This window comes from Pseudomonas sp. MWU12-2029 (assembly GCF_023242425.1).
GTDB classification, from domain to species: domain Bacteria; phylum Pseudomonadota; class Gammaproteobacteria; order Pseudomonadales; family Pseudomonadaceae; genus Aquipseudomonas; species Aquipseudomonas kribbensis.
Window position 1 is genome coordinate 1,011,066 of sequence record NZ_JALJDY010000001.1, and the last position, 25,090, is coordinate 1,036,155.

Annotated in this window: 22 protein-coding genes; 5 read left to right on the forward strand and 17 right to left on the reverse strand. The window is 60.7% G+C overall.

Going from position 1 to position 25,090, the window contains the following annotated elements; translation table 11 throughout:
* Positions 1–59: 59 nt before the first annotated feature.
* The 4 genes from M5B44_RS04820 to M5B44_RS04835 all read right to left on the reverse strand — a co-directional run bounded on the left by M5B44_RS04820 (position 60) and on the right by M5B44_RS04835 (position 4,760).
* Positions 60–1,781, reverse strand: coding sequence for a carbamoyltransferase (locus M5B44_RS04820; RefSeq protein ID WP_248738380.1), 1,722 nt, complete (start codon positions 1,779–1,781; stop codon positions 60–62).
* 419 nt (positions 1,782–2,200) lie between these two features.
* On the reverse strand, positions 2,201–3,094 hold the full coding sequence (locus M5B44_RS04825) for an NAD-dependent epimerase/dehydratase family protein (protein WP_248738381.1): 894 nt from the start codon (positions 3,092–3,094) through the stop codon (positions 2,201–2,203).
* Between the two features lie 103 nt (positions 3,095–3,197).
* A complete protein-coding gene (locus M5B44_RS04830) occupies positions 3,198–4,109 on the reverse strand; it encodes a LysR family transcriptional regulator (protein ID WP_007953823.1) in 912 nt (303 codons plus the stop codon).
* A 60-nt stretch (positions 4,110–4,169) separates the two neighbouring features.
* Complete coding sequence (locus M5B44_RS04835; RefSeq protein ID WP_085713210.1) at positions 4,170–4,760, reverse strand: NAD(P)H-dependent oxidoreductase; 591 nt, start codon at positions 4,758–4,760, stop codon at positions 4,170–4,172.
* 201 nt (positions 4,761–4,961) lie between these two features.
* Here M5B44_RS04835 and M5B44_RS04840 point away from each other — a divergent pair, with 201 nt between their 5' ends.
* Positions 4,962–5,276 (forward strand): putative quinol monooxygenase, encoded by a 315-nt coding sequence (locus tag M5B44_RS04840; protein WP_248738382.1) that lies wholly within the window; start codon positions 4,962–4,964, stop codon positions 5,274–5,276.
* Here the strand turns inward: M5B44_RS04840 and M5B44_RS04845 are convergent.
* Entirely contained in the window at positions 5,266–6,030 is a 765-nt protein-coding gene (locus M5B44_RS04845) for a sulfite exporter TauE/SafE family protein (RefSeq protein WP_192552830.1), read from the reverse strand. The two genes, M5B44_RS04840 and M5B44_RS04845, sit on opposite strands and share 11 nt — an antisense overlap.
* 82 nt (positions 6,031–6,112) lie before the next feature.
* Between M5B44_RS04845 and M5B44_RS04850 the strand changes: the two genes are divergently transcribed.
* The 3 genes from M5B44_RS04850 (at position 6,113) to M5B44_RS04860 (ending at position 8,011) form a co-directional block, all read left to right on the forward strand.
* On the forward strand, positions 6,113–6,994 hold the full coding sequence (locus tag M5B44_RS04850) for a LysR family transcriptional regulator (RefSeq protein WP_248738383.1): 882 nt from the start codon (positions 6,113–6,115) through the stop codon (positions 6,992–6,994).
* A gap of 172 nt (positions 6,995–7,166) precedes the next feature.
* A complete protein-coding gene (locus M5B44_RS04855; RefSeq protein WP_007953834.1) occupies positions 7,167–7,676 on the forward strand; it encodes a flavin reductase in 510 nt (169 codons plus the stop codon).
* Between the two features lie 59 nt (positions 7,677–7,735).
* On the forward strand, positions 7,736–8,011 hold the full coding sequence (locus M5B44_RS04860; RefSeq protein WP_085713206.1) for a helix-turn-helix domain-containing protein: 276 nt from the start codon (positions 7,736–7,738) through the stop codon (positions 8,009–8,011).
* A gap of 52 nt (positions 8,012–8,063) precedes the next feature.
* Here M5B44_RS04860 and M5B44_RS04865 read toward each other — a convergent pair whose 3' ends face one another.
* From M5B44_RS04865 to M5B44_RS04895, 7 genes are all read right to left on the reverse strand, one after another.
* Entirely contained in the window at positions 8,064–8,621 is a 558-nt protein-coding gene (locus M5B44_RS04865) for a chorismate--pyruvate lyase family protein (RefSeq protein ID WP_248738384.1), read from the reverse strand.
* A 75-nt stretch (positions 8,622–8,696) separates the two neighbouring features.
* Positions 8,697–9,062: an ArsR/SmtB family transcription factor gene (locus M5B44_RS04870; protein WP_085713204.1), complete on the reverse strand. Its 366-nt coding sequence runs from the start codon at positions 9,060–9,062 to the stop codon at positions 8,697–8,699.
* A gap of 129 nt (positions 9,063–9,191) precedes the next feature.
* A complete protein-coding gene (locus tag M5B44_RS04875) occupies positions 9,192–10,643 on the reverse strand; it encodes an efflux transporter outer membrane subunit (protein ID WP_248738385.1) in 1,452 nt (483 codons plus the stop codon).
* Positions 10,644–10,652: 9 nt separating this feature from the next.
* Positions 10,653–13,730: a MexW/MexI family multidrug efflux RND transporter permease subunit gene (locus M5B44_RS04880; protein WP_248738386.1), complete on the reverse strand. Its 3,078-nt coding sequence runs from the start codon at positions 13,728–13,730 to the stop codon at positions 10,653–10,655.
* Entirely contained in the window at positions 13,727–14,827 is a 1,101-nt protein-coding gene (locus M5B44_RS04885) for an efflux RND transporter periplasmic adaptor subunit (protein WP_085713201.1), read from the reverse strand. Before M5B44_RS04885 ends, M5B44_RS04880 begins: the two co-directional genes overlap by 4 nt.
* 137 nt (positions 14,828–14,964) lie before the next feature.
* The gene (locus M5B44_RS04890) at positions 14,965–16,122 is read right to left on the reverse strand and encodes an oxidoreductase (protein ID WP_085713200.1); all 1,158 of its coding nucleotides are present in this window, start codon (positions 16,120–16,122) and stop codon (positions 14,965–14,967) included.
* 228 nt (positions 16,123–16,350) lie between these two features.
* A complete protein-coding gene (locus tag M5B44_RS04895) occupies positions 16,351–17,367 on the reverse strand; it encodes an NAD(P)-dependent oxidoreductase (RefSeq protein WP_318653915.1) in 1,017 nt (338 codons plus the stop codon).
* Between the two features lie 14 nt (positions 17,368–17,381).
* On the opposite strand from M5B44_RS04895, the gene M5B44_RS04900 reads away from it, so the two are divergent.
* A complete protein-coding gene (locus M5B44_RS04900) occupies positions 17,382–18,527 on the forward strand; it encodes an LLM class flavin-dependent oxidoreductase (protein ID WP_096818702.1) in 1,146 nt (381 codons plus the stop codon).
* A gap of 42 nt (positions 18,528–18,569) precedes the next feature.
* Here M5B44_RS04900 and rfbA read toward each other — a convergent pair whose 3' ends face one another.
* From rfbA to M5B44_RS04925, 5 genes are all read right to left on the reverse strand, one after another.
* On the reverse strand, positions 18,570–19,493 hold the full coding sequence (rfbA, locus tag M5B44_RS04905) for a glucose-1-phosphate thymidylyltransferase RfbA (protein WP_248738387.1): 924 nt from the start codon (positions 19,491–19,493) through the stop codon (positions 18,570–18,572).
* 42 nt (positions 19,494–19,535) lie between these two features.
* Positions 19,536–20,618 (reverse strand): dTDP-glucose 4,6-dehydratase, encoded by a 1,083-nt coding sequence (rfbB, locus tag M5B44_RS04910; RefSeq protein ID WP_248738388.1) that lies wholly within the window; start codon positions 20,616–20,618, stop codon positions 19,536–19,538.
* A gap of 64 nt (positions 20,619–20,682) precedes the next feature.
* Positions 20,683–22,860: a prenyltransferase/squalene oxidase repeat-containing protein gene (locus tag M5B44_RS04915; protein ID WP_248738389.1), complete on the reverse strand. Its 2,178-nt coding sequence runs from the start codon at positions 22,858–22,860 to the stop codon at positions 20,683–20,685.
* Between the two features lie 22 nt (positions 22,861–22,882).
* Positions 22,883–24,091: a hypothetical protein gene (locus tag M5B44_RS04920; protein ID WP_248738390.1), complete on the reverse strand. Its 1,209-nt coding sequence runs from the start codon at positions 24,089–24,091 to the stop codon at positions 22,883–22,885.
* 38 nt (positions 24,092–24,129) lie between these two features.
* Positions 24,130–24,930 (reverse strand): DapH/DapD/GlmU-related protein, encoded by an 801-nt coding sequence (locus M5B44_RS04925; RefSeq protein ID WP_248738391.1) that lies wholly within the window; start codon positions 24,928–24,930, stop codon positions 24,130–24,132.
* Positions 24,931–25,090: the final 160 nt, after the last annotated feature.

A 25,090-nucleotide genomic window follows, 5' to 3' on the forward strand; every position in this document is an offset into this window, starting at 1 on the left:
AACCATACGCTCGATACTCCTGAGCAGGGCTCCAGCGGAGCCCTGTAACCATCCTTCCGTTATTCGAAGCGTTGCTGGGTGAAGCTGTTTTTGCCTTTGCGCCAGACAATCAGCGACTCACTCATCACCACCAGATCGACCATCCCTTCTTTCAGCGCATCCAGTGCATCCTGAGGCGAACACACGATCGGCTCTTCGTGCCGGTTGAACGAGGTGTTGATCAACGCTGCCTGACCGGTCCGCTCATGCCAGGCATTCAACAGACGATGCATGAACCCATCGCGCTCCGGGCGAATGATCTGCGGCCGCGCCGTGCCATCGATGTGCACCACCGCCGGACTGGCTTCGCTGAACTGCGGATGACAATCGTAGGTCATGGTCATGGTGTCTGCCGCGACTTGATCTTCATCCCATCCGACGTAGCAGGCCGCGGCCTGTTCGATGGCGGTGACCGGGCCGAACGGCATGAACTCGGTGCGGTGCATGCGTTTGTTCAGCCAGTCGTTCACTTCGCCATCCTGCGCGTGATAGACGATGCTGCGGTTGCACAGTGAACGCGGGCCGAACTCCATCTTGCCCTTGAACATGCCCAGCACCTGGTTTTCCATCAATGCGTCGGTCAGCACGTCGATGATGTTCGACGGGGTGTGGTAACCGAGTTCAGGGTAGTCGCGATGGATCAGGTTGATGTTCTGCGAAACGCTGCGCGAGTCCGGGCCGAGGGTCATTACCGGGTTCTTGAAGCGGGTGCCGTTCTCCAGGTAAGCCGCCCCGACGGCCGCCGCCAGCGCCAGGCCACCATCGCCCATGCACGGCAGCACATAAACGTTCTTCACGCCGGGAATCTCGCGCAGGCGCTGGTTGAGTTTGACGTTGCCAAACACGCCACCGGCCAGGCACAGGTTGGTGCTGCCGCGTTGTTCCAGATGATGTTTGACGACCGCCACCAGCAAGTCTTCGGAGTGGCGCTGCACGGCGGCGGCGATGTCCTCGGGGGTTTCCCGGGAGAACAGGGTTTCCAGTGATTCGCTGTAGTTGTTGTAGGACGGCACGAACAGGTCGCCGCAACTCGCCTTGATGCGCCCGTCTTCGAAACGGATCATCTGCTGCATCACCCCCAGCAACTTCTGCGGATCACCGAACGCGGCCAGGCCCGTGACCTTGCCTTCATGACGGTTGGGTTTGTAGCCCAGCAAGTGGGTGATCCGGCCGTAGAAGTAACCCAGGCTGTCGATGCTGGTTTCGCGCTGCAGCACCGTGGTTTCGGTCGGGCTGTACCAGGTCACAGTCAGGGACTGGAAGTCGCCGCGCCCGTCACAGGTCAGGGTCAAGGCTTCATCAAACGGCGAGCAGACATAGGCACCCAAGGCATGGCACTCGTGGTGATCGATGTAGTACGCCTTGCCGGCCAGGCCATTGGCGACAATGTACTGGTCGAATTCGGCGCGCTTCTCTTTGTCGTTGCGGACTTCATCGGTGACACGCTGGCGGAACTGCGCCAGGCCCTCGGGGTTGTTCCGGACCTCTTCGACGATCCGGTCGAAATACAGCTCCAGGTGTTTATCGGCGTTGAAACCGGCATTCCATCCGTAAGCCACGTAGTCGAGATCTTCCAGCGACACGCCAGCCTGGCTCAACACAAACTCGATGGATTTGGCGGGCCAGATCTTGTGGTCCTTGATCCGGGTGAAACGCTCTTCGCTGACCGCCGAGAGAATCTGACCGTCGCGTACCAGGCAAGCGCCCGACAAATCGTTATTGGTAATGCCCAAAATGACCATAACTACTCCTTGTTCTTGCCAATTTCGCGGATGAATTTGCCCGTGACCGAAGAGCGCAATGCTCCGGCCAGGGCGCTTGGCGCCGTGTCATGAACCGTGAGGAGGCGAAATCGTCTGGTTCGCCCGGGATATGCCTTTACGAGCAGGCAGCAGAGGTGCGTATTGCCATCGCAAATTCCTTTTTGCAGAAAAATTCCACGGGCGTTACCCACCGACCTGGCCTCATGGCCAGACAACCAGTGGGTGCCCGCTATCCTACAAACCGGCCAGTTGCGTTGGCCATGTCTGTGCGGGGATCAGACTAGTAGGAAATGTCTGAACGTTTCGATGAGCCTCGACGCCCTGTCCTTCATTTCCGGGGCATAAAAAAACCTGTGGGAGCCGGTTGGCTCCCACAGGTTCAAGTGTGGTGTGTGGACTCACACCATTTCGTTGCGAATCCAATCAACCACCGACGTACGCTTCGGCGCCCAGCCCAGCAGTTCGTGGGCGTGTTTGCCGCGTACCCGGCTGTTGGAGCCGAGGCCGTAGTTGGCCATTTCGTAGCCCCATTCGGCTTCGGCGTCTTTCAGCGGCCAGTCTTGTGGCTCGCCCAGAGTCAGGGCCACGGCCATGGCGGTGGTCATGTCGATGAACGACGCTTCGCCGCTTTCGACGAAGTAGAAGGTGCCCGGGACGTTCTTGGTCAGGGCCAGCAAGTACAGCGCCACCACGTCTTCGATGTGCACGTTGGACCAGATGTTCTGACCAGTACCGACGTGACGCACCACGCCGCTTTTGCGTGCCTGTTTCAGCAGACGCGGCAGTTGCACGCTGTCGCGATTGACGCCCAGGCTGTGGCCGTAGATCAGGGTGTTGCAGATCACTGCCGAGTTCACGCCGTCCTTCGCTGCCGCGAGGATCAGATTGTCGATGGCCACGCGTGCAGCCTTGTCGACGGTGGGCTCCGGCAGGTTGTCTTCGAAGTAGACGACGTCGCTGGATTTGCCGCCCGAGGCATCGCCGACGATGCTCGAACCGCTGGTGTGCAGGAACACTTTGTTCGAGCCGCGCAGGGCATCGAGCAAGGCTTCGACCGCACCGCGATGGTCGCTGCTGGCGGCGTTGATCACGGCGTCGGCGGCGCGAGCCTGTTCGGCCAGCAGTGCCTTGTCGTCGAGGGTGCCGATCACCGGGGTGATGCCCAGTGCTTTCAGCTCATTGGCCTGTTCGGCGCTGCGCACCAGACCGGTGACGGTGTGGCCGGCCTGGATCAGACCGGTGGCGATGGAGCCGCCGATAAAACCGGCAGCGCCGGTGACGAATACGTTCATGGAGAAACTCCCTGCGTGAATAAGTGATGCAACGAGTATCGACCGGCGAGTCCTGTGGAAAAACCCGCCCCCAGCCAATTCACTCTTGCGCAGGGATCACGAATCAGCCTTTGAAATCGGCGCTGGCGTAAGCCGCCAGTTTGCTCTGGATGAAATCCAGGAAGCACTGGATCCGCAGCGCCAGTTGCGAGTTGCGGTAGTACACCGCGTTGATCGGCTGGCGATAACCGCTGTTGAATTCCGCCAGCAACACCTTGAGGCGCCCGGCGCGAATGTCGTCGATGGTCATGAAATGCGAGAGGCAGGCAATGCCCTGGCCTTCCAGCGCCAGATGGCGAACCGTCTCGCCGCTGGAGGCGCTGATCGCCGGGGTGATCGGCCAGCGGTCCCCATGCACGTAGCGCAGCGGCCATTGGTTGAGGCCTTCGTTCTGGGTGAAGCCGAGCAAGGTGTGCTCGCTCAGATCGGCAACCTGGAGCGGCGCACCGTGTTTTTCCAGATACGCAGGACTGGCGACAATCAGCAGCGGACTGCAACCGAGCGACCGGGCATGCAACGTCGAATCGGCAAGAGTGCCGATGCGGATGGCGACGTCGGTGCTTTGTTCCAGCAGGTCAATGATCAGGTCGTTGCTGTTGAGTTCGAGCTGGATGTCCGGGTACAGCCGCCGGAACTCGTCGATGTACGGCACGATGGCGTGGAGCATGAACGGTGAGGCGGCGTTGATGCGCAGCCGCCCCGATGGCGTCTGTTGACGTGAAGACAGGCGCTCTTCGAGTTGATCCATCTGGTCGAGGATCAGCTTGGCCTGTTCGAAGAAATACTTGCCCTCCTCGGTCAGGTCCATGCGTCGAGTGGTGCGGTTGATCAGCGTGGTGTCGAGCTTGGCCTCCAGCCGCGACAGCGTGCGGCTGACCGCCGACGGCGTCTGCCCGACCTGCTCGGCGGCGGCGGAGATTGAACCGCATTCGATCACGCAGACGAAAATCTGCAACTCATCGGATCTGGCTTTCACGGGTGTCCTCGAATCGAAAGGCCTGCTGCACAGGCTCAGGCCTTCGATAGTAGCCGAGCGTCAGGCCTTGAGGCCAAACACCTCGCTCAGATGCTGCTCGTAACGCGCCACGTCGGCCTCGATGTTCGGGCGCTTCATCACGTCCACACAGAGGAACGTCGGCAGACCGGTCATGCCGAGGAACTCGTTGGCCTTGTGGAACGGGAAGTACACCGCGTCCACGCCTTTGGCTTCGAAGAAGTCGGTCGGATCATCGAACGCCTGCTGCGGTGCGTTCCAGGTCAGCGACAGCATGTATTGCTTGCCCTGGATCAGACCGCCGCTACCGTACTTCTGCGACGAATCGGAACGGGTGCGACCGTCGCTGGCGTACAGACTGCCGTGGCCTTCGGTGAAGACTTCGTCGATGTACTTTTTCACGGTCCACGGCGCGCCCATCCACCAGCCCGGCATCTGATAAATGATCACGTCGGCCCAGAGGAATTTCGCGACTTCTTCGGCGATGTCGTAACCCTCGTCGATGAAGGTGGTCTTGACGTCGACACCGCCGCGATCCAGCACGCTCAACGCCGCTTCGTGCAGGGTGGTGTTGTAGCGACCGTCGGAGTGGGCGAATTTTTTACCACCGTTGAGCAACAGTACTTTTTTCATGGGACAGCCTCGATCGGATGCCGATGCACAGCGCAGAGCGCCGGATGGACAAGGGGAGAAATTGGATGGCGGCAGATTAACGATGCACCTCGCGCGGAATAAGCCGCGGTTGCGCAAAAATCATTTGAGTAAAACGCACGAATCGATTGCCGATTGTTGCCTTAGGATTGGCCGCCATCTGAATCTGAGGAGTTTTTTGCGATGAGCGAACGCCAGGGTTTCATCCTGCACGCCAAGACCCGCCCGGAAAAAGCCGAGGCCTTCGAAGCGTTTTTCCGCGCCTACGTCGAGCCGAGTCGCGCCGAACCCGGCTGCATCGAGTACCACATGCTGCGCGACAAGCAAGACCCGACCCTGTTCATCTTCTACGAGATCTGGGAAAGCCAGGCGCATCTGGACGTGCACTCGAACCTGCCGCACATGCAGCAATTCCTGGCCCAGCGCATGGAGTATCTGGAGCGGGATTTCGATATCCGTCCGATCGAGATGCTCAGCGCTTCGTCCGCTAGCCGCTGATCAAGAGATGGGCGCCGAGCGCGCCCAGACCGATGAAAAACACCCGCTTGAACAGCACGGCACTGATGCGCTGACGCAGCCATTGCCCGAGCAGCATGCCAAGCATCGCCGGGATCAGCGCCAGCAGCGAAGCGCTCAGTTCCGCGCCGCCAAGTGAGCCGCGCCAGAGTAATCCACCGGCCAGCGCCAGTGTCGACACAGTGAAGGACAGGCCCAGCGCCTGCACCAGTTCATCGCGGCTCAAACCCAGTGCCTGCAGATACGGCACCGCCGGAATCACGAACACGCCAGTGGCCGAAGTGATGACGCCGGTGATCACCCCACACAGCGGCCCCAGCCATGGTTCATGGCGACGGCTGACACTCAGCGTCGGCAGGAACAATCCACTCAGCGCATAGAGCAACAACGCCGCGCCGAGCCCGCGCACCACCCAATGCCCGCCCGCCATGCCGATCCACAACGTGCCGATGGCCGTACCGAGAAAGATCGCCAGCAGCATCGGCCACAGCCGTTTCACCAGCCCGCGCAAATGCCCGCCGAACGCCAGTTGCCAGACGTTGGTCAAGGTCGCCGGAATGATCAGCAACGCCGCAGCCTGCGACGGCACCATAGCCAGACCGAGCAGGCCCATGGCGACGGTGGGCAGGCCGAGGCCGATCACGCCTTTCACCAGACCGGCAAGGACGAAAGTCATCAGCACCAGCAAAGACAGGGCCAGACCGAGGTTTTGATAGAAATCTGCGAGTGCGTTCATGTCGATACTGTGCGCCTGCGCGGATGAACTGAAAATCTGTCATACACTGAGGCAGCCTCTCTTTCAGCAAGAGTCACCCGCCATGCACTTCGACCTCACCGACCTGCGCCTGTACCTGCACATTATCGACAGCGGCAACATCACCGCCGGCGCTGCCCGCAGTCATCTTTCGCTGGCGGCGGCCAGTGCGCGGATCCGGGCCATGGAAGCCTCGTTGGGTACAGAGTTTCTTGAGCGCGGGCGCCGTGGCGTCACACCGACACCGGCCGGTAAAGCGTTGGCGCAACATGCGCGAGTATTGCTGCAACAGGCCGAACGTCTGCAACAGGATCTGGCCGAATACGCCCGGGGCGTCAAAGGTCAGGTGCGTCTGTTGTGCAACACCACGGCACTCAGCGAATACCTGCCGGAGGTGCTTGCGGATTTCCTGTGCGGGCATCCCAATCTCGACATCGATCTGCAGGAGTTGCCCAGCGCCCGCATCACCCATGCCTTGCGCCAGGGGGCGGCGGATCTGGGCATTGTGTCCGACGCGATCGACACCACCGACTTGCAGACCCGAGCCTTTCGCGATGACCCGCTGGTGCTGATTCTGCCGCTGGAACATCCGCTGTCTGACGCGACCGATGTCAGCTTCAGCGATGCCCTGCGCCATGACTTCGTCGGGCTGCATGCCGACAGTGCGCTGGCGGTGTACCTGGAAGAACAGGCGCTGCACAGCGGCTCGCGGATGCAGATCCGCATCCGCGCCGATGGTTTCGACGGCGTGATGCGCATGGTCGCTCGGGGTGCCGGTCTGGGCATCGTGCCGCTGGCGGCGGTCCAGCGTGCCGCGCCGCAAACCTTCAAGTCCCTGCCGATGAATGAAGCTTGGGCCAGGCGCAAACTGTTGCTGTGTGCCCGGGATTTCTCCTCGTTGCCGCCCTATGCAACAGCCTTGTTGCGAGCCTTGGCTCTTCCCTGAGCGTGATCTTTTGATCTGCAAAATAAGCACAAGGAATAGCTTGCAAGGTACGTATACATACGTACTATATCGCTAGAGCGAACGTGTTGCCCGATACCCGTTTTCGCACAACGACAACGGACAAGGAAGAACGGATCGGCTCCATTAAACCTACATGGAATGAGGTGACGCGATGGTTGATTCAACGGAGTTTCGTAATGCAATGGCGATGCTGGGGAGTGCCGTCACCATCGTCACGACCGATGGCCCTGCAGGGCGTTTCGGCTTTACCGCGTCGGCGGTGTGCAGCGTGACGGATTCACCGCCCACGCTGCTGGTGTGCGTCAATCGCTCGTCGTCCAATCACGAGCATTTCAAGACCAATGGCGTGCTGTGCGTGAACGTCCTGACCGGCGACCACCAGTCGACATCAGGGGCATTCGCCAATCGGCAGTTGAGCATGCAGGAGCGTTTTTCCAGCGTGAACTGCCAGACATTGAAGACCGGTTCGCCAGTGATCGAAGAAGCGCTGGTCAGCCTCGATTGCCGGGTCAGCAAAGTCGACGAGGTCGGCACTCACAGCATTTTCTACTGTGAAATCCTCGAGCTGCAGCAACACAGCGAGGCCACGGAAGGCCTGGTCTATTTCAACCGCAGTTACTACCGTCTGAACGACGAACTGCGCCTGGCACCCGAGCAGTGATCCAGACACCCGCCGGCCTCGGCTGACGCCAGCCGGCGGGTCATGACAGGGATGTAACCATGCTATTCAATGAAGACAACTTCGCGGATATCGACCTGAACCTGATCATCATTTTCCTGGTGCTGTTCCGCGAACGCAGCGTGTCACGCACGGCCGAGCGCCTGCACGTCAAACAACCCGCCATCAGCGGATCGCTGGCACGGCTGCGCAAGCGGTTCGATGATCCGTTGTTTTTGCGTTCATCCAGAACCATGCGCCCGACCAGCAAAGCCGAGGAGCTGGCGCAGGCTCTGACACCGGCAATCAAGCAGATCGAAGCGGTCATCCGGCTCTGAACAAACGGCGAAAAAAAACCTGCGGGCGTTCGCTCCCGCAGGTTTTATTTTGTCAGGCCGACTTGCGCGCCTGAGCGTACTCGACCCGGGCCCAGAACGCCGGCAGAAAACACTCGCTGACCAGCAGCGCCGAGCCATTGCGGGTGAAACGCGAACGCCGGGCCAGCAGGCGCTTGGCCTGCGGCGCGTAGCGATGGGACAGCGCCGCCAACGGTGCGCCGGGGGGCAGCAAGGCGCACTGGAAGGGCTCGCGCAGCGTCTGCTCCGAGGTGTAGAGAATCTCGGCCAGCGGTCGACGACCGTAGCCGTTCAGATCCGCCCAGTCGCCGTTCAGCGCCGGCATGCTGGTCAGGCTGCGCGCGGTGACGCAGGCCTCGCCATCCAGTTTCATCACCACCTCGCGCACCCAGCCGATGGTCACCGGCGGCACGTTCAGCGCTTGCGCTTCTTCTGGATTGAGCGGGCCATGGGACTGCTCGACCACTTCGATTGAATAGTCGCCCATGGCTTTCAGACGCGGGGTCAGTGCCCCGGGCAAAAACAGCCAGTGATGCTCGGAGCCGGTCAAATCCGACAGGGGTCGCGACGACCAGTAATGACTTGTATCCATACCCGCACACACCTTCCTGGTGATGGTGAATTGATTGGTTGCCGTGGAAGGCCAACCCTTCACCGGCGGTGTCTGTCACTCGGTTCCGTTTTCTTCGGTCACTTCGTGTTTGCTGATCACGCTGATGGTCTGTTCATCGGTCTTGACCGCCGACAGCAGCGAATCGAGCAGGCCAGGGAAACGCACGTCCATGTCTTCACGACGCAAGGACAACAGGTTTTCCCGACCGTAGGGGCGTTGCCAAATCAGACCGCTGTCGCGCAGGACCCGCCAGTGGTGAGTCATGGTCGACTTCGATGCGCCCTTGAGGATCCGGCCGCATGGATGTTCCTGGCCATCGGACAACACTTTCAACACGGTCAGGCGTAGCGGGCTTCCCAATGCGTTCAGCACATTTTCCAGAAGGATCTGATCCTGATTGGGATGATTCGGGACGTTCATAGGTAGGTACCCTTGATGATATAGGCGGGGAAAATCCGTCTTGTATTCGTCTATACGAGAACAGTAAGACTATACACAAGATGCTTTTTTCCCGCGACAGCCGCCCCGAAGGCGGCGTCCCGGAAAACACTACAGAGCACTGCTCTGTGCCGTCTCCAGCGCGGGGGCCTGGAACCCGCCGCCCAGCGCCGCCATCAACGAAACCGAGCTGTCGATGTGCTTGCTGTTGAGGAAGGCCAGGCGCATTTCGTCCTGAATCAATTGTTGTTCGATATTCAGCGCGTCGAGGAACGTATCTTCCCCGGCCTTGTAGCGCGACTGCGACAGATCGTAAGACGACTGCGCAATCGAGCAGGCATCGCGCTGCACGACGATTTGCTGCTCGAAGGAACGCAGCTGCGTCACCGAAATTGCCACCTCGTGCAGGGCCGAATTCAACACTCGGTTGTACTGGGCGATGGAGCTGTCGAGTTCGGCGTTGCCGGCCTTCAGATCGGAGCGCAGGCGCCCGGCATCGAAGATCGGCAGCGACACCGTCGGCGCCACATTCCAGAATTTGCTGACGCTGGCGAACATCGCATCACCGGTCAAGGCATGGGAACCCGCCGCCGCCACCAGATTGATGTTCGGGTAGAACGTGGTCTTCACCGCCTCGACGTTCCTGGTCTCGGCCTCCACGCGCCAACGTGCAGCGACGATGTCCGGACGACGACCGAGCAACTGGGCCGGCAACTGCGCCGGCAATGCCACCACGCTGGCCTGCAGAGTCGATGGCCGCTCAAGCGTGTGCGCACGATCGACGCCCTTGCCGATCAGCGCCGACAATTGCAGCCGGGCGATTTCGATGTCTTCGTTGGCGCCGATCAGCGTCGATTCCGAACGCGCCTTGAGGCTCTGCACCTGCTTGAGTTGCGACAGATTGTCGAGCCCCGAGCCATAACGTGAATCCGTCAGCTCCACCAGTTTGCTCAAACGTTCCAGATCGCGCTGATTCAGCTCCGACACCTGCCAGGCATACGCCAGCTGGTTGTAGGCCTTGGCCACGTTGACCGCCAGAATCAGCCGCGACGATTGCAGGTCGACTTCTGCAGCTCTTGCGCTGTTGAGCGCCGATTCCCAGGCGGCACGCTGGCCGCCCCAGAGGTCGAAGGTGTAGCTGAAGTTCACCGCCAGATTGCGTGCGGTGAAATACTTTTCACCCTCGCCGCTGTAGTCCTCGAAGCGCGACAGCCGACCGCGAGTGACACCCGCCGACGCGTCCATTTCCGGGTATCGCTCAGCATCGCGCAGATCGAGAAATGCGTTGGCCTTGGCCACCCGGGCAGCGACTTCCTGCAAGTCCGGGTTGCTGGCATACGCCTCCTCAATCAACGCGCCCAGACGCGGATCACCCAGCGATGTCCACCAGTCCGCACGCGGCCACTGGGCCGGTGGCAGCTTGTCTTTCAGGCTGTCGGACGGCGCATCGCCGACCGCCAGCAATTTGCCCTGATGATCGATTCCGGCGTAGTTCACACAACCCGCCGCCAACAGGATGGACGCCGCCAGGGGCGCCAGCATCAAACGTGTAATCGAATACATGTCACGTCCTCACAGGATGGGTTGCGGCACACCGGCCGGTTCGGCTTCGGGTGCGTGGCTCGGCTGCTTGATCGAACTGAGCAGCGTGTACACCGACGGCAGAATGAACAGGGTGAACAAGGTGCCGATCAGCATCCCCACCACAATCACCAGACCCAGGCCGAAGCGGCTGTTGGCGCCGGCACCGCTGGCGAACAATAGCGGCGCCAGGCCGACCACCATCGCTGCGGTGGTCATCAGGATTGGCCGCAGACGTACTTGCGCGGCGTGCTGGATCGCTTGCACGCGGTCCATGCCTTGCTGGCGTTGCAACTCGTTGGCGAACGCGACCATCAGGATCCCGTGCTTACTGATCAGACCGATCAGTGTGATCAGGCCGATCTGGGTGTAGATGTTCATCGAGGTCATGCCCAGCGCCAGCGGCACCAGGGCCCCGCAGATCGACAGCGGCACGCTGATCAGGATGATGAACGGGTCGCGGAAGCTCTCGTACTGCACGCTCAGCACCAGGTAGATGATCACCAGGGCCAGGCCGAAGGTGAACGCCAGGCTGTTGCCTTCCTGCACGTATTGGCGGGCGTCGGACTGCCAGTCGAAACTGAAGCCGGCCGGGAAGCCTTCCGATTGTTTTTGCAGGAAGCCCACTGCATCACCCAGGGTCACGCCCGGTGCCGGAATGGCCTGGAACGTGGCGGAGTTCTGCTGGTTGAACTGGGTCAGGCGGTTCGGCTCGACTTTGACGCTGAGGGTGGCCAGTGTCGACAACGGCACCGGGTTGCCCTTCTGATCCTTCACGTAATACAGCTTCAGGGTTTCCGGGGTCAGGCGATCCGCCGACACCGACTGCGGGATCACGTCATAGGAACGGCCGTGGAACGAGAACCGGTTGACGTACTTCTCGCCGATCAGGCTGTTGAGCGTCTCGCCGATGTCCTGCATGCGGATGCCCAGGGCGTTGGCCTTGGCCCGGTCAACCTGGATTTCCACCACTGGATTGTTGAAGTCCAGATCGCTGTCGACCACCGCGAACAGACCACTGGCCTGCGCAGCCTGCTTGAGCTGATCCATCACGTTGTACAGCGCCAGGTAATCCTGATCACTGCGGATCACCATCTGCACCGGCAGACCACCGGTAGAGCCCGGCAGCGGCGGCATCTGGAACACGAAAATGCTCGTGCCTTCGATCTGGTTCACCCGTGCCTGCAAGTCAGGCTGGATGGTGTTGGCGTCGCGACCGCGCTTTTCCCAATCCACCAGGTTGATCCCGCCGACGCTGTTGGACAGACCGTCGGATCCATTCGCCACCCAGTTGCTGTAGCCCTCGGGGATTTCGTTGAAGGTCTTGTACAGCTCGTGAGCGTAGGCCTCGAGGTAGTTCAGGTTGGCGTGCTGCGGTGCCTTGATGGCGGTCAGCAGGATGTTCTGGTCTTCCAGCGGCGCCAGTTCGGTCTGCGCCGAGCGATAGAGGAACGGCAGACTGAAGAAGATCACCAGCGCCACGCTCAGGCTGATCCAGCGACGTGCCAGCGAACCGCCCAACAGCGCGCCATAACGACGGGACAGGTACTGGAAGAAACGATCCGCCTTGACCGCCATGAAGCCTTCGCTGGTTTTCGCGTCCAGCAGACGGGTGCTCATGATCGGCGACAGGGTCAGGGCGACGATGCCGGAAATCACCACGGCACCGGCCAGGGTCAGCGCGAACTCCTTGAACAGCGTGCCGGTGAGGCCGCCCATCAGACCGATCGGTGCGTACACCGCCGCCAGGGTGAAGGTCATCGCCACCACCGGCCCGGCCACTTCCCGGGCGCCGATCAGCGCCGCTTCGAACGGGCTCTTGCCCTCTTCAATGTGACGGTGAACGTTTTCCACCACGACGATGGCGTCGTCCACCACCAGCCCGATGGCCAGCACCATGGCAAGCAAGGTCAGCAAGTTGAGGCTGAAACCGAACATCTGCATCAGCATCGCTGCGCCAAGCATCGACAGCGGGATCGTCACCAGCGGAATCAGCACAGTGCGGAACGTGCCCAGGCACAGGTAAATCACCAGCACCACGATCACCAGCGCTTCGAGCAGGGTGTAGCTCACCTCGTCGATCGACGACTGAATGAAGTGCGCCACTTCGAACGGGATCTGCACGGTCACGCCCGGTGGCAGGGTTTCCTGGATCTGCGGGAGCAATTCACGCACACGTTTGACGATCACCAGCGGGTTGCCGGTCGGTGCGGCGTCCAGACCGAGGAACAGCGCCGGTACGTCGCTCATCGCGCCGCTGGTGTCGGTGGAGGCTGCGTTCAGCTCGACGGTGCCGACGTCACGTACTCGGATGATGTGGCCGTTGTCGTTGCGCAGCACCATGTCGCGGAAATCTTCGACGCTGTTCAGGTCGGTGTTCACCCGCAGGTTGCTGACCACGTACAGGCCTTTGACCTGACCCGGTGCCGCCTGGAAGTTGTTGCCTTCGATGGCGGCCGAAACGTCCTGCCCGGTCATGCCGTAGCCGGCCAGACGCTGCGGATCGAGCCACAGGCGCATGGACAGTTTCTGCTCGCCCATGATGTTGATCTTGGCCACGCCTTCGATGCCGGCGAACATCGGCTCGACGACACGGGAGATGTAATCCGACATCTCCGGAATGGTCAGGTTGGAACTGGCGAACGCGACGTAGGCCACGCTGGTGAAGCCGCCGGACGTGCGTTCGACCACCGGGTCGTAAGCGTCCTTCGGCAAACGATATTTGATCTGGTTGACCTTGGCCATGACCTCGGTCAGCGCCGCGATGGAATCACTGTTGAGTGCCATGCGGATCGTCACCTGGCTGCGACCCTGGGTCGAGGCCGACGACAGATAGTCGATGCCCTCGACCGAGGCCACGGCCTGGCTGATCGGTTGGGTGACGAAGCCTTGCATCAGCTCCGAAGAGGCGCCGGGATACTGGGTCGTGACCGTGATGGTCGACGTTTCCAGCATCGGGTACTGACGGATCGGCAGGTTCATCAGCGCACGCACCCCGAACAGCAGGATCAGCGTGCTGACCACCACGGCCAGCACCGGGCGGCGAAGAAAGAGGTCGGTGAAATTCATTTTTCCAGCCCACTGAGTTTAAGAGCAATCGTGTCCGGCACGCCTTCCACCGCCACACCGTCGTGGAGCTTGAGCTGACCGGATGTCACCACCTGCACACCCTCGATCAAGCCCTTGTCGACCACCGCCCAACCGTTGCGACGCTCGCCGACCTTGATGCTTTCACGCTTGACCTTCTGCACGCCGGTCTCGTCGGTGTAGACCGAGAACACGCTCTCGCCGTAGGCGTTGTAGGTGATCGCGGTTTCAGGGATCAGCAGCTCGGCGGTCTGCGGCAGGGTCACCGAGACCCGTGCATACATGCCGGGACGCAGGCGTTTTTGCGTGTCGGTGATGACCGCTTGCACGTTGATGGTGTGGGACTGGTTGATCTGCGGATCGACCGCGACGATCTTGCCGGCAAAGGTTACGTCACCCCAGGCATCGACCTTGGCCTGCACGGTCTGACCCAGTTGCACTTGCGAGCCATCGCGCTCGGCGAGGGTGAAGTTGACGCGCAGCAGGCCCGGATCCGTCAGGGTCGCCACCGCGCTGCCGGCTTGCAGGTATTGGCCAAGGTGCGCCTGGCGAATACCGAGGGTGCCGGCGAACGGCGCACGAATGTGCCGCTGGGCGATCTGCGCCTGCATGCGTTCCATGTCGCCCTTGGCCGCGTCGTATTGAGCACGGGCACTGTCGAAGGCGCGACGGCTTTCGGCGCCGGTCTTGGCCAGTTCCTGGACACGGGCAAACTGCGCCTTGGCCGATTCGTACTCGCCTTTCAGGCGAACCAGTTCACCTTGCTCGGGTGCGTCGTTGAGCTTGAGCAGCACCTGCCCCGCCTTCACTTCATCGCCGGACTCGAAATCGATGTCCACCACTTTGCCGCTGACTTCGGCCGAGACCAGCACCTGGCGCTGCGCCTCGAGTTTGCCGATGGCTTCGAGGTAGTAGGTGTACGGTTGTTTCTTGACCACGGCCAGACCGACCCGGGTGCTGGGGATCCGTTGCTCGGCCGCGGCCGGTGGCGGCGACCAGAAACGCCAGCCCAGCGCGGCGGAAAGAACCACCACCAGAACAATAAAGATCAGCGACTTGATAATATTTCGAGCAAGCATGTGGCACTCCCTTGACTCTTTGCTGCGAGCACAAAAGTTTGAGATTTAAGAAAATAAAGGTGCAACTTGAAGCGGGCGCGTTATTGATCCCTGTGAACATTCACTGATAACGCACCCGTTTTTTTATTTATCGGCTATTACGCCGCGGCCAGTACGTTGGTTTTATCCAGGTAATACTTGCCGATACCGTGCAGGTTCAAAGGCGACAGGGTGAAGTGCTTCGAACCGGTATGAATATCGCGGAAGCAACGCTCCAGGAAGTGCGACTTGTACACCGCTTTGGAGCCGGCCATCGAGTAGAGCTGATTGACGGCGTTGACCGAGTTTTCAGTCAGCACCGAGGCTGCCAGACCGACACGGGCGCTGACCGGTTCGCCGATGGTTTCACCACGGCTGATTACCTGGTGAATCGCATCTTCCAGCAGCAGTTGCGCGGTGTGGACCGAAGAAATGGCGCGACCAGTCTTCTCGAAGATCACCCCTTCCAGACCCGGGTCGGTGTTGACCGCACGGTCGTTGCGGAAGTGATCCACCGCCGCCCGGGCCACGCCCAGCACGGTGGACATCGCCGCCAGGGTGCCGAACTCGTAGTAGCCAGTGGCGTAGGCCCGGGAGCTGCGCGCTTCGGGGGATTTCTTCAGGGTTTCGACGTCCAGCGAGTACGACTTGTGGACGATGACGTTGGAGCACTGGAAGTGATGGCTGCCGGTGCCGCGCATGCCCAGGGTGTCCCAGGTCGGCAGGACGGTGCACTGGCTGGCAGGGACGAAGAACATCCGCACTTCCGGGGTGGTGTTGTTTTCGGTGCCTTTGACGGTGGCGGTGCAGACCAGCCAGTCGGCGTGGGCCGAGCCGCTGGCGAACGCCCATTTGCCGCTCAGCAGGTAGTCGTCGCCCATCGGCAGCGCTTCGCCGCCGGAGTGGATGGCGCCGATCACGAAACCGTCGCAGTGGTTGTAGATTGCTTCGGAAGTGGCTTCCGGCAGGTAGTCCGAGAGGCGCCCCATCGCCACCTGCACCGCCAGTTGCCAGGACAGCGAAGCGTCGTACCGGGCAAATTCCAGCACCAGCGCGGAGGTGGTCTGGATATCGACCTGGGAACCGCCGAACGCTCGGGACACCGACGTACGGCCAAAACCGTCCTTGAAGAAGCGGGACATCACATCCTTGTGCGTCGCATTGGTCTGCTCGCTGTAATCGCGGTGCTGAATAATCAGCGGATTCAGTGCACGCACCTTCTCGAGCCATTCATTGGATTCGGAGGGAAGGCTGTTCCATTGCATTAGATTTTTCATAACGGCTCCTAGCTATTATTTATTTACGATCAGCAGACGAAAAAACAGACGAACTTTTATTGTTGTTAAACCCCGATAAAAATGTACGTCTACAGTCGTACATTTGACAAGCATTATTCTCAGACGTCTTTCAATTTCCTATGAAAGTGCAATCGCTGTCCGACAATAACGCAAGGCGCAAGAAACCAACGTAACTTGCAAACAAGTTACGTTGTTTGAATCTTTTAATTACTTCACACCGGCACGCCGGTCACTGACCCGCGACAGCGATGCCCAGTCCTGATCCGCCTGACCGTGGGCCATGCCATCCAGCAAGCTGTCCTTCAACACACTGGCAAACGGCAGCGGTACCTGGGCAGCCTCCCCGGCCTCCAGCACCAGACGGACGTCCTTCAATCCCAACGACAACTTGAAGCCGGCCGGCTCGAATGTGTCATCGGCCATCTGCTTGCCGTAACCCTGATAGACCGGAACGGGGAACAGTGTCGAGGTGATCATGTCGATGAATGCCGCACGGCTGATGCCGTAACCACCGGCCAGGGTCGAGGCTTCGGCCAGGGATTCGATCGCCGAAGCGACCATCAGGTTGGCCGACAGTTTGGCGGCGCACGCCACGTCGGCGGCTTCACCGAAGTGCCAGGTCTTGCGCCCCAGCACATCGAACAGCGGCTGCACCCGGGCCAAGGCTTCGGCAGGCCCGGAGGCGAGGATATTCAGATTGCCGGCGGCCGCCACATCGACTCGCCCCAGCACTGGTGCCGAGATGTAATCGACGCTACGGGATTCATGCAGTGCCGACAGCTCCCGGGCCAGTGCCACGGAAACAGTGGACATGTTGACGTGAACGCTACCCGCCTGAAGTCCTTCCAGCGCCCCGGAATCGAGAAACACCGAGCGGATCGCCGCGTCATCACCGAGCATCGAAATCAGCACCTCGGCCTGCGCTGCCAGCGCGGGTGTATCGACAGCTTCAGCGCCGGCGGTGATCAGTGCTTCAAGCGGTGCCGACGAGCGATTCCACACGCGGACCCGATGTCCGGCCTTCAGCAGGTTCAGCACCATCGGCGCACCCATCGTGCCCAGACCGATAAATCCCAGTTCCATGTCGCGCTCCTCTCTCGATGAGGTCTTCAAATCCGTTTGTAAAATGACCCACGATTGCGATTGTACGTGTACAGGCGTACATTTCAAGTGCCACGTTGATTCATTCTTCGTGGCGAGGGTTTCAAACGTACCTTTACCCAAGGCAAGGAGGCTTTATGCAATTCGGGATCTACACCGTTGGCGACGTCACACAGGACCCTACCAACGCCCGTACCCCCAGTGAATCCGAGCGCATCCAGGCCACCCTGCAAATTGCGCAGAAGGCCGAAGACATCGGACTGGACGTGTTCGCCACCGGCGAGCACCACAATCCCCCGTTCATCACCTCCTCTCCCACCACGCTGCTGGCCTACATCGCTGCGAAGACCCAACGCATCATTCTTTCGACCTCCACCACCCTGATCAGCACCAACGATCCGGTGCGTCTGGCTGAAGAATATTCGCTGCTGCAAAACCTCTGCGGCGGGCGCATGGACCTGATGCTCGGCCGTGGCAACACCGCGCCGGTCTATCCCTGGTTCGGCAAGAGCATCGCCGACGCCCTGCCCCTGGCGATGGAAAACTATCGCCTGCTGCACCGGCTCTGGCGCGAGGAAGACATCAACTGGAGCGGACGCTTTCGCACGCCGCTGAACCACTTCACGTCGATCCCGCGACCGCTGGACGACCTTCCGCCCTTCGTCTGGCACGGTTCGATCCGCACCCCGGAAATCGCCGAGCAGGCGGCGTATTACGGCGACGGTTTTTTCGCCAGTCACATCCTCTGGCCCCGGGAACATTTCATGGCGCTGGTCGAGTTCTACCGCACGCGTTTTGCCCATTACGGCCATGGCACACCGGAGCAGGCGATTGTCGGCCTCGGCGGGCACATCTTCATGCGTCGCAACTCCCAGGATGCACGTCGGGAGTTCCGTCCTTACTTCGACAACGCGCCGGTGTACGGCCACGGTCCTTCCCTGGAAGAGTTCATGGAGATGACCCCGCTGGCCGTCGGCAGCCCTCAGGAAATCATCGACAAGACCCTGACCTTCCGCGAGCACTTCGGCGACTATCAGCGCCAGTTGTTCCTGTTCGACCACGGCGGTATTCCGTTGAAGACCGTGCTGGAACAACTCGACATGTTCGGCAAGGAAGTCTTGCCGGTGCTGCGTGAGGAAACCCGAAAACGCCGCTCGCCACTGGCGGCCGAAGCGCCGACTCACGCCAATCGCCTGGCCCGTTTGCAGTCCCTGCAACCCTCGCCAGCCGAACCACGCCCGGGCGTCAAAACCCCGCAACATGACAGTGTGACCGGCCACTGAAACCGTGGGAGCATCCGTGCTCCCACATTGATCTCACAACGGTCAGGCAGCGCCTTTCAACGGGCGCTGCGCATCCATCGAAACCACCACATCATCGTTGATCAGCCGCGCCAGATACTGACCGTAACCGGTCTTGCTCATGCTGCCCGCGTGCACCAGCAACTGCGCGTCGTCGATCCAGCCCTTGTTGTAGGCGATCTCTTCGAGGCAGGCGATTTTCAGGCCCTGGCGTTTCTCGATGGCCTGCACGAAGTTGCCGGCTTCCATCAACGCATCGTGGGTGCCGGTGTCCAGCCACGCCATGCCACGGCCCATCACTGACACGTTCAACTTGCCGCGTTGCAGGTAGACGTTGTTGACGTCGGTAATCTCCAGCTCACCGCGCGGCGACGGCTTGATGTCGGCGGCAATCTGCAGCACTTCGTTGTCGTAGAAATACAGGCCAGTGACCGCGTAGTTGGACTTCGGATCGCTCGGTTTTTCGCAGATGCTCAGGGCCTTGCCGGCAGCATCGAACTCGACCACGCCAAAGCGCTCGGGATCAGCCACGTAGTAGCCGAACACAGTGGCGCCTTCGTCGCGAGAAGCGGCTTGCACCAAGGTTTCACCGAAACCGGCGCCGTAGAAAATGTTGTCGCCGAGCACCAGGCAGACGTTGTCTTCACCAACGAACTCACGACCGATGATGAACGCCTGGGCGAGACCGTCCGGGCTCGGTTGCACCGCGTAACTCAGGCTCAGGCCCAACTGACTGCCGTCGCCAAGCATGCGCTGGAAACCCGGCAGATCTTCCGGGGTGGAGATGATCAGGATCTCGCGGATTTCCGCCAGCATCAGCACCGACAGCGGGTAGTAGATCATCGGTTTGTCATACACCGGCAGCGACTGTTTCGAGACGCCCAGAGTGATCGGGTGCAGACGCGAACCGGCGCCGCCCGCCAGCAGAATTCCTTTGTACTTGGCCATGCTTTTTTCCTTTCAAGCAGTGAGATTTGAATGACTGAGTGTTCAGGCCACGAGGGCTTCGTTGCGTTGCTCGCCGAGACGCTCCAGCGCGTAGGCACCGGACATCACCCGCACCCACCAGGCGCGGTTGTCGAGGTACCAGTCGACGGTTTTCTTCATGCCGCTTTCGAAGGTTTCCTGCGGCGTCCAGCCCAGCGTCGCGTGGATTTTCCCGGCATCGACGGCGTAGCGTTTGTCGTGGCCCGGACGATCCTTGACGAAGGTGATCAGGTCACGGAAGTGCGCGATGCCCGCCGGCTTTTCCGCACCGCGCGCTTCGAGCAGATCGCACAGGGTTTGCACCACTTCCAGGTTGGTCTTCTCGTTGTGGCCGCCGATGTTGTAGGTCTGCCCGACCTCACCGCGCGTCACCACCGCATACAGGGCACGGGCGTGATCCTCGACGAACAGCCAGTCGCGGATCTGCGCGCCATCGCCGTACACCGGCAGCGGCTTGCCTTGCAGCGCGTTGAGGATGACGTGAGGAATCAGTTTTTCCGGGAAGTGATAAGGCCCGTAATTGTTCGAGCAATTGCTCATCACCACCGGCAAGCCGTAGGTGCGGTGCCAGGCGCGGACCAGATGATCGGAACCGGCCTTGGTCGCCGAATACGGCGAACTTGGCGCATACGGCGTGCGTTCGGTGAACGCCGGATCTTCGGGTTCCAGGTCGCCATACACCTCGTCGGTGGAAATGTGATGGAAACGGAACGCCGCCTGACGCGTCGCGTCCAGCCGGTTCCAGTAACCACGCGCGGCTTCGAGCATCGTGTAAGTGCCGACGATGTTGGTTTCGATGAAGGCCTGCGGGCCATCGATCGAGCGGTCCACATGGGACTCGGCGGCCAGGTGCATCACCGCATCCGGTTGCAGGCGCGCGAACAGCTCATCCAGCGCCGGCTTGTCGCAAATGTCCACCTGACAGAACCGATAACGCGGCGAATCGGACACATCGGCCAGCGACTCGAGATTGCCGGCGTAGGTCAGTTTGTCGACGTTGATCACTTCACATTCGGTCTCTTCGATCAGAAACCGCACCACGGCCGAGCCAATGAAGCCCGCGCCCCCTGTCACTAAAATTTTCATCAGCGCCTCCCCTGGCAAAATGATGATTTAACGTCCTTCGATGCTGCCCGCCGTCATGTGCGGGTCAGTTCAACAATGCCACCCAGTATTGCGACAGCCCTTGCTCGAGAATCAGCAGCGTCTGGATGCAGACGAAGCTTTCATCGGTGGTCGCCGAGGTCGCATTTAACGGACCGAATCCACCGTCCTGCTTCTGATGGGAAGCGATCCAGTCTTTCGATTCCTGCAAATACGTCGGCTGCGCGTCGAGCAGAAACATCGCCGCGATGGCCATGTAAGTCCCCACCAGACTGACCGCTTTACCCGGCCGGTAATGGAACGATCCGTTGGCCAGTTGCAGCTTTTGCAGCCAGGCGACGGTCTGTTCGGCATCGACGATGCGTCGGTTGAGAATGAACAGCGTCGACACCACGCGGTACACCGAAAACGCATCCGGCGGATACCCTGGCTTGTTGGCGAAACCGCCGTCGGCCGAGCGGCAGCGCAGGGCAAAAGCCATCACGCCCTGCTCGTCCGGCGCTTTGGCTTCCAGCGCATGCAGCGACAGCACTGCCAGGTTGGTGTGCCAGATGTCCGAGCCGAAACCCGGCACATCGCCGAACCCGCCATCGGGGTTCTGGCACGCTTGCAGGTAACGCACGCAACCGCCGATATCGTTCGGCAACGCACCCAGCACTCGAAGCGACAACACCGCGCAGTAGGTGGCGAACACGTCGCTCAGATGCCCCGGTTGTTCGGCAAATCCACCGTCGGTGTTTTGCGAAGCCCTGATGCAATCGATCAGGCTGGCCTTGTTTTCGATTTGCAGGCCCAGGGCGTGCAAGTCCGAAATCACGTGCAGCCCGGAAAACACCTGCCACGTTTTGTCGGCCCGGAAACCCAGCGGCGCGGTTTCAGCGGTCAGCCCGTAAGGCGTTTCGTTCGACGCCCGGGCCTTGGCCAGCCAGGCGAGATAACGCTGCAGATCGACATTGATGGTTGGCACGCCATTCGGGTGAATGCGCTGGACGTCGCCACCGCCATCGATCACTTGCAGCTCACGGTTTACCAACGCCGCATCGTCATGATGAGCAACGCCAGCAGCCGGCTCGATGGACTGCAAGGCGTGGGCGGCGGCGAGCTGGGTTTTCAGGCTCTTCAGGTGCAGCGGCAGGTACGTCAGGTTGCCGATACTGAAGATCCCCGGCTGACGCGGCGGTGCCCAGAACTGCCGAATGAACGGCACGGTCGGGTCATCGGGCGTCGACCAGAAATAGCCCTTGCCCATGAACAGTCCGCCATTGCGGGCGTCGTGAAACTCCAGCAAGGCAGCCGTCACCGAAGCGCGGTCAGCGTCGCTCGCGCCGGACGGCAAGGCCTGAATCGCCTGCAACAGCAACGCGACGTCGTAGGCGGTTTTGATCGGGAATGGCGACTCGTGGTTCTTGTACGAGGTGTGCCAGTCGCATCGCACTTTGCCGTTGATCCCGACCCGGTCCCAGTAGCCGCCGTAGGCCGGATCGCGGAACAGCGCCAGGGTTTGCAGCAGGAACGAACGGGCCAGGTTCGACAACGCATTGTCGTCCCGCACATTGGCCAGACGCGCCAGCACCAGGCTGACCTGAGCGCGCACGGCGCAACGGGTCAGCGCCACATCGACACAGGATTGGCTGTCGCTGCCGGCCACCCGGCCGATCAGGTTTTCTGCATGAATCTGCAGGTGCCCGACCAGTCCCAGGCCTAACGGCTCGTTGCCGATGCGCGCCAGCAAAGCCGTGGCGCTGATGTCGAGATCGATCGAGGTCGCCAGCTCCAGCGGCGTCGTCCAGTCACTGCTGTACAGGCCGGCAACCGTGGAACGGGCGTAAAGCGCTTCGACCTTTTCCAGAATGCCGTGGATCACGGCATCGTTCGCCGCGTCCTGCGGCACTCGACGCTGATAGGCAATCAGCGCAGCCAATGCGTCCAGTTGCAGCGCCAGCGTTCGGCAACGTCCCGAACCGTGGGGCGTCCAGTAGCGGTCAGCCAGCTCGTGAAAGCCGGCGTTCGGCGCATCGTACAAACGCATCAGCCCGTCATGGGCAAAACGCAGTTGAACATCGTCACCGTGGTCGGCTTGAAAAAGCGTGGCCGCGACCTGGTCCTGCAACTGCTTGTCAGTGGAAATCGCGACTTCGCCACTGGCATCGGTGACAGCAAAAAAACCGCCGTACTCAATGTCCTTGAGGCCTTGATCAAATACAAACTGCGGATGCAGCGGCATGGTAAATCCCTCTTCCTTGAGGTTAAGCGGCTTTGCTTGCGGTCAGCGACACAACGCTGCCCAGGCACAACTCGATGATGCGCGTCGCGGCGCGGGCGGCACCTTCGCCGTCCGGTGCGGCCACCTGGCGATGAGGCGCGTAATAGGCCGAAGCGCGAGTGTCTTTCTCCAGCTCGCCCTGAATCAGCTCGACGATAGCGTCGCGATCGTGACCCAGATGCGTCGGGAAACCGAGCAGCTCCAGACGGCGCAGGGCTTCGAGTTCGTGGTATTCGGATTTGGACGGCAGCACGAACAGGGTCGGAATCTGCAGTGCGGCGATTTCCGTCACGGTGATCCAGCCCGGCGCCGAAATCAGCAGACTGGCTTCGCGCAGCAGGCCCATCCAGTCCGGGTAATACGGCACGCAAACCACGCCGTCCTGGGACTGGATATCCTGACGGCCGAGCAATACCAGTTTCAGCTCCGGATTGCGTTCGCGCAGGACCTTGAAGCTGTCGAGGTAAGCGGCGAGCAGCGCGTCCTTGTTCTGCGCAAACATCGTGGTGCCGCTGATCGAGGCAACCACGAACGGCGCATCACCGAGGTTCAATTGCTCGCGCACGTTCAAGCCGCTCTGCACATTGATGTCGCGGATCATCGGCCCGACAAAATGAGCCTTGCCACTGTTCAGTGCTTCAGCCACCGGCGTGCCCTGATCGAGTGAAGCCACGTACGGCTTGTCGGTCAGCACCAGTTGGCTCTGATTGATCATCCAGTTGAACTGGCTGTGCAGCGCCGTGCGGGCACGGGCCATTTCCAGCGCGTTGACCTCGAAACCGCCGTCGGCCAGGTCGTGATCCTGAAGCTGGCAAAGGGTGAAGTCATAACGCTCGGTCACGAACACCAGCGGTGTGCCGCTGAAAATCGCGGCCAGGCAGGCGGCCATGTTGTAGTCGGACACCAGGGCCGTCGGCTTGTACTCGTCGATCAGGGCCAGGTAAGACAGAATCCGCTCGCCAGACAGGAAGGTATTGGCGATATAACCGCCGATGTAATTATTCCAGTCGAGTTCTTTCGACAAGTTGCTCTTTTTCGAGTAATCGACCAGACGACCGGCAATATCCACCACTTCAACACCGGACTTTTCGAACATCGGTGTAAAGGTTGGCTGCAAAGAAGCCAGTGCCACGGTCAATGGCATGTCCGGACGTTGCTTTTTAATCGCCTGAGCGATCGAAAGCGCGCGCATGTTGTGGCCTGAACCGGTTGGATTGGGGGCAAATAAAATCATTCTTGAATCTCCATTAGTTGAACAACGCCATGAACCACAGTGTTTTCCAATACATCCCTTATCACCACTGAGTACGGTTTGATTACTGCACCGTCACCGATATTCAGTGGACCTACCAAGATGGCGCCCTCGCCAATTACGCAACGACTTCCAATGCGCACAGGTGCCTCCTCCCAGGGCAGTGAGCGAAAAGAATGATCATGAGTGGACGCAACAATCGTGACGCCTTCGGCCAGCTCGCTGAAGGCACCGATGGTCACTCCGCCGGCCGCTTCGATAACCACGCCCGGCGCCAGTCGGGTGCCAGTGCCCAGTTCGATGCCGCCCAGTTGCGACATGCCGCCCTGGCGGCTGCTGCGTCCGATCAGAATGCAGTCCCGGGCGATCTCCACCGAAGCCCCGCCGCGCAATTCGGCATCGATCAAGACTTCGTCGCTGATGTCCCAAGTCGCGGTGTCGGGGTTCAACGCCTTGAGGCGCGGCACCGACTGCGTGGACCGATCGAGCATCGACGGCAAGCCCTGGCGCGCCCGGTCCCGGACTTTGGCCAGCACAGGTGCCGGGCTCGGCAGGCCGTCTTCGACGACTGTGCGCTGGGCAATGACCCGCGCCGGACGACCGACCACGATGGCATCGGCCGGCACATCCGCCGTCACCAGCGCCCCGGCAGCGATCACCGCTCCCGCACCGATGGAAACACCGGCGGTCACGGTGGCCTTGGCGCCCAGCCAGACGTTTTCGGCAATGTTTACCGGTGCTTGCGCAGTGCCCAGGCATCGTGCGCCAGTGGCAAACATGCTGGACGCGCCAACTGAAGTGAACTGCAAATCACACTTGAATCCGATGAAACAATCATCGGCGACCTGAACGTTTTGCAGGCAACTGCCAGCACGAATCCAGACATGCCGGCCCAACTCACTCGCGTCATTCACGGTCGTCGAAACTTCAACTACATTT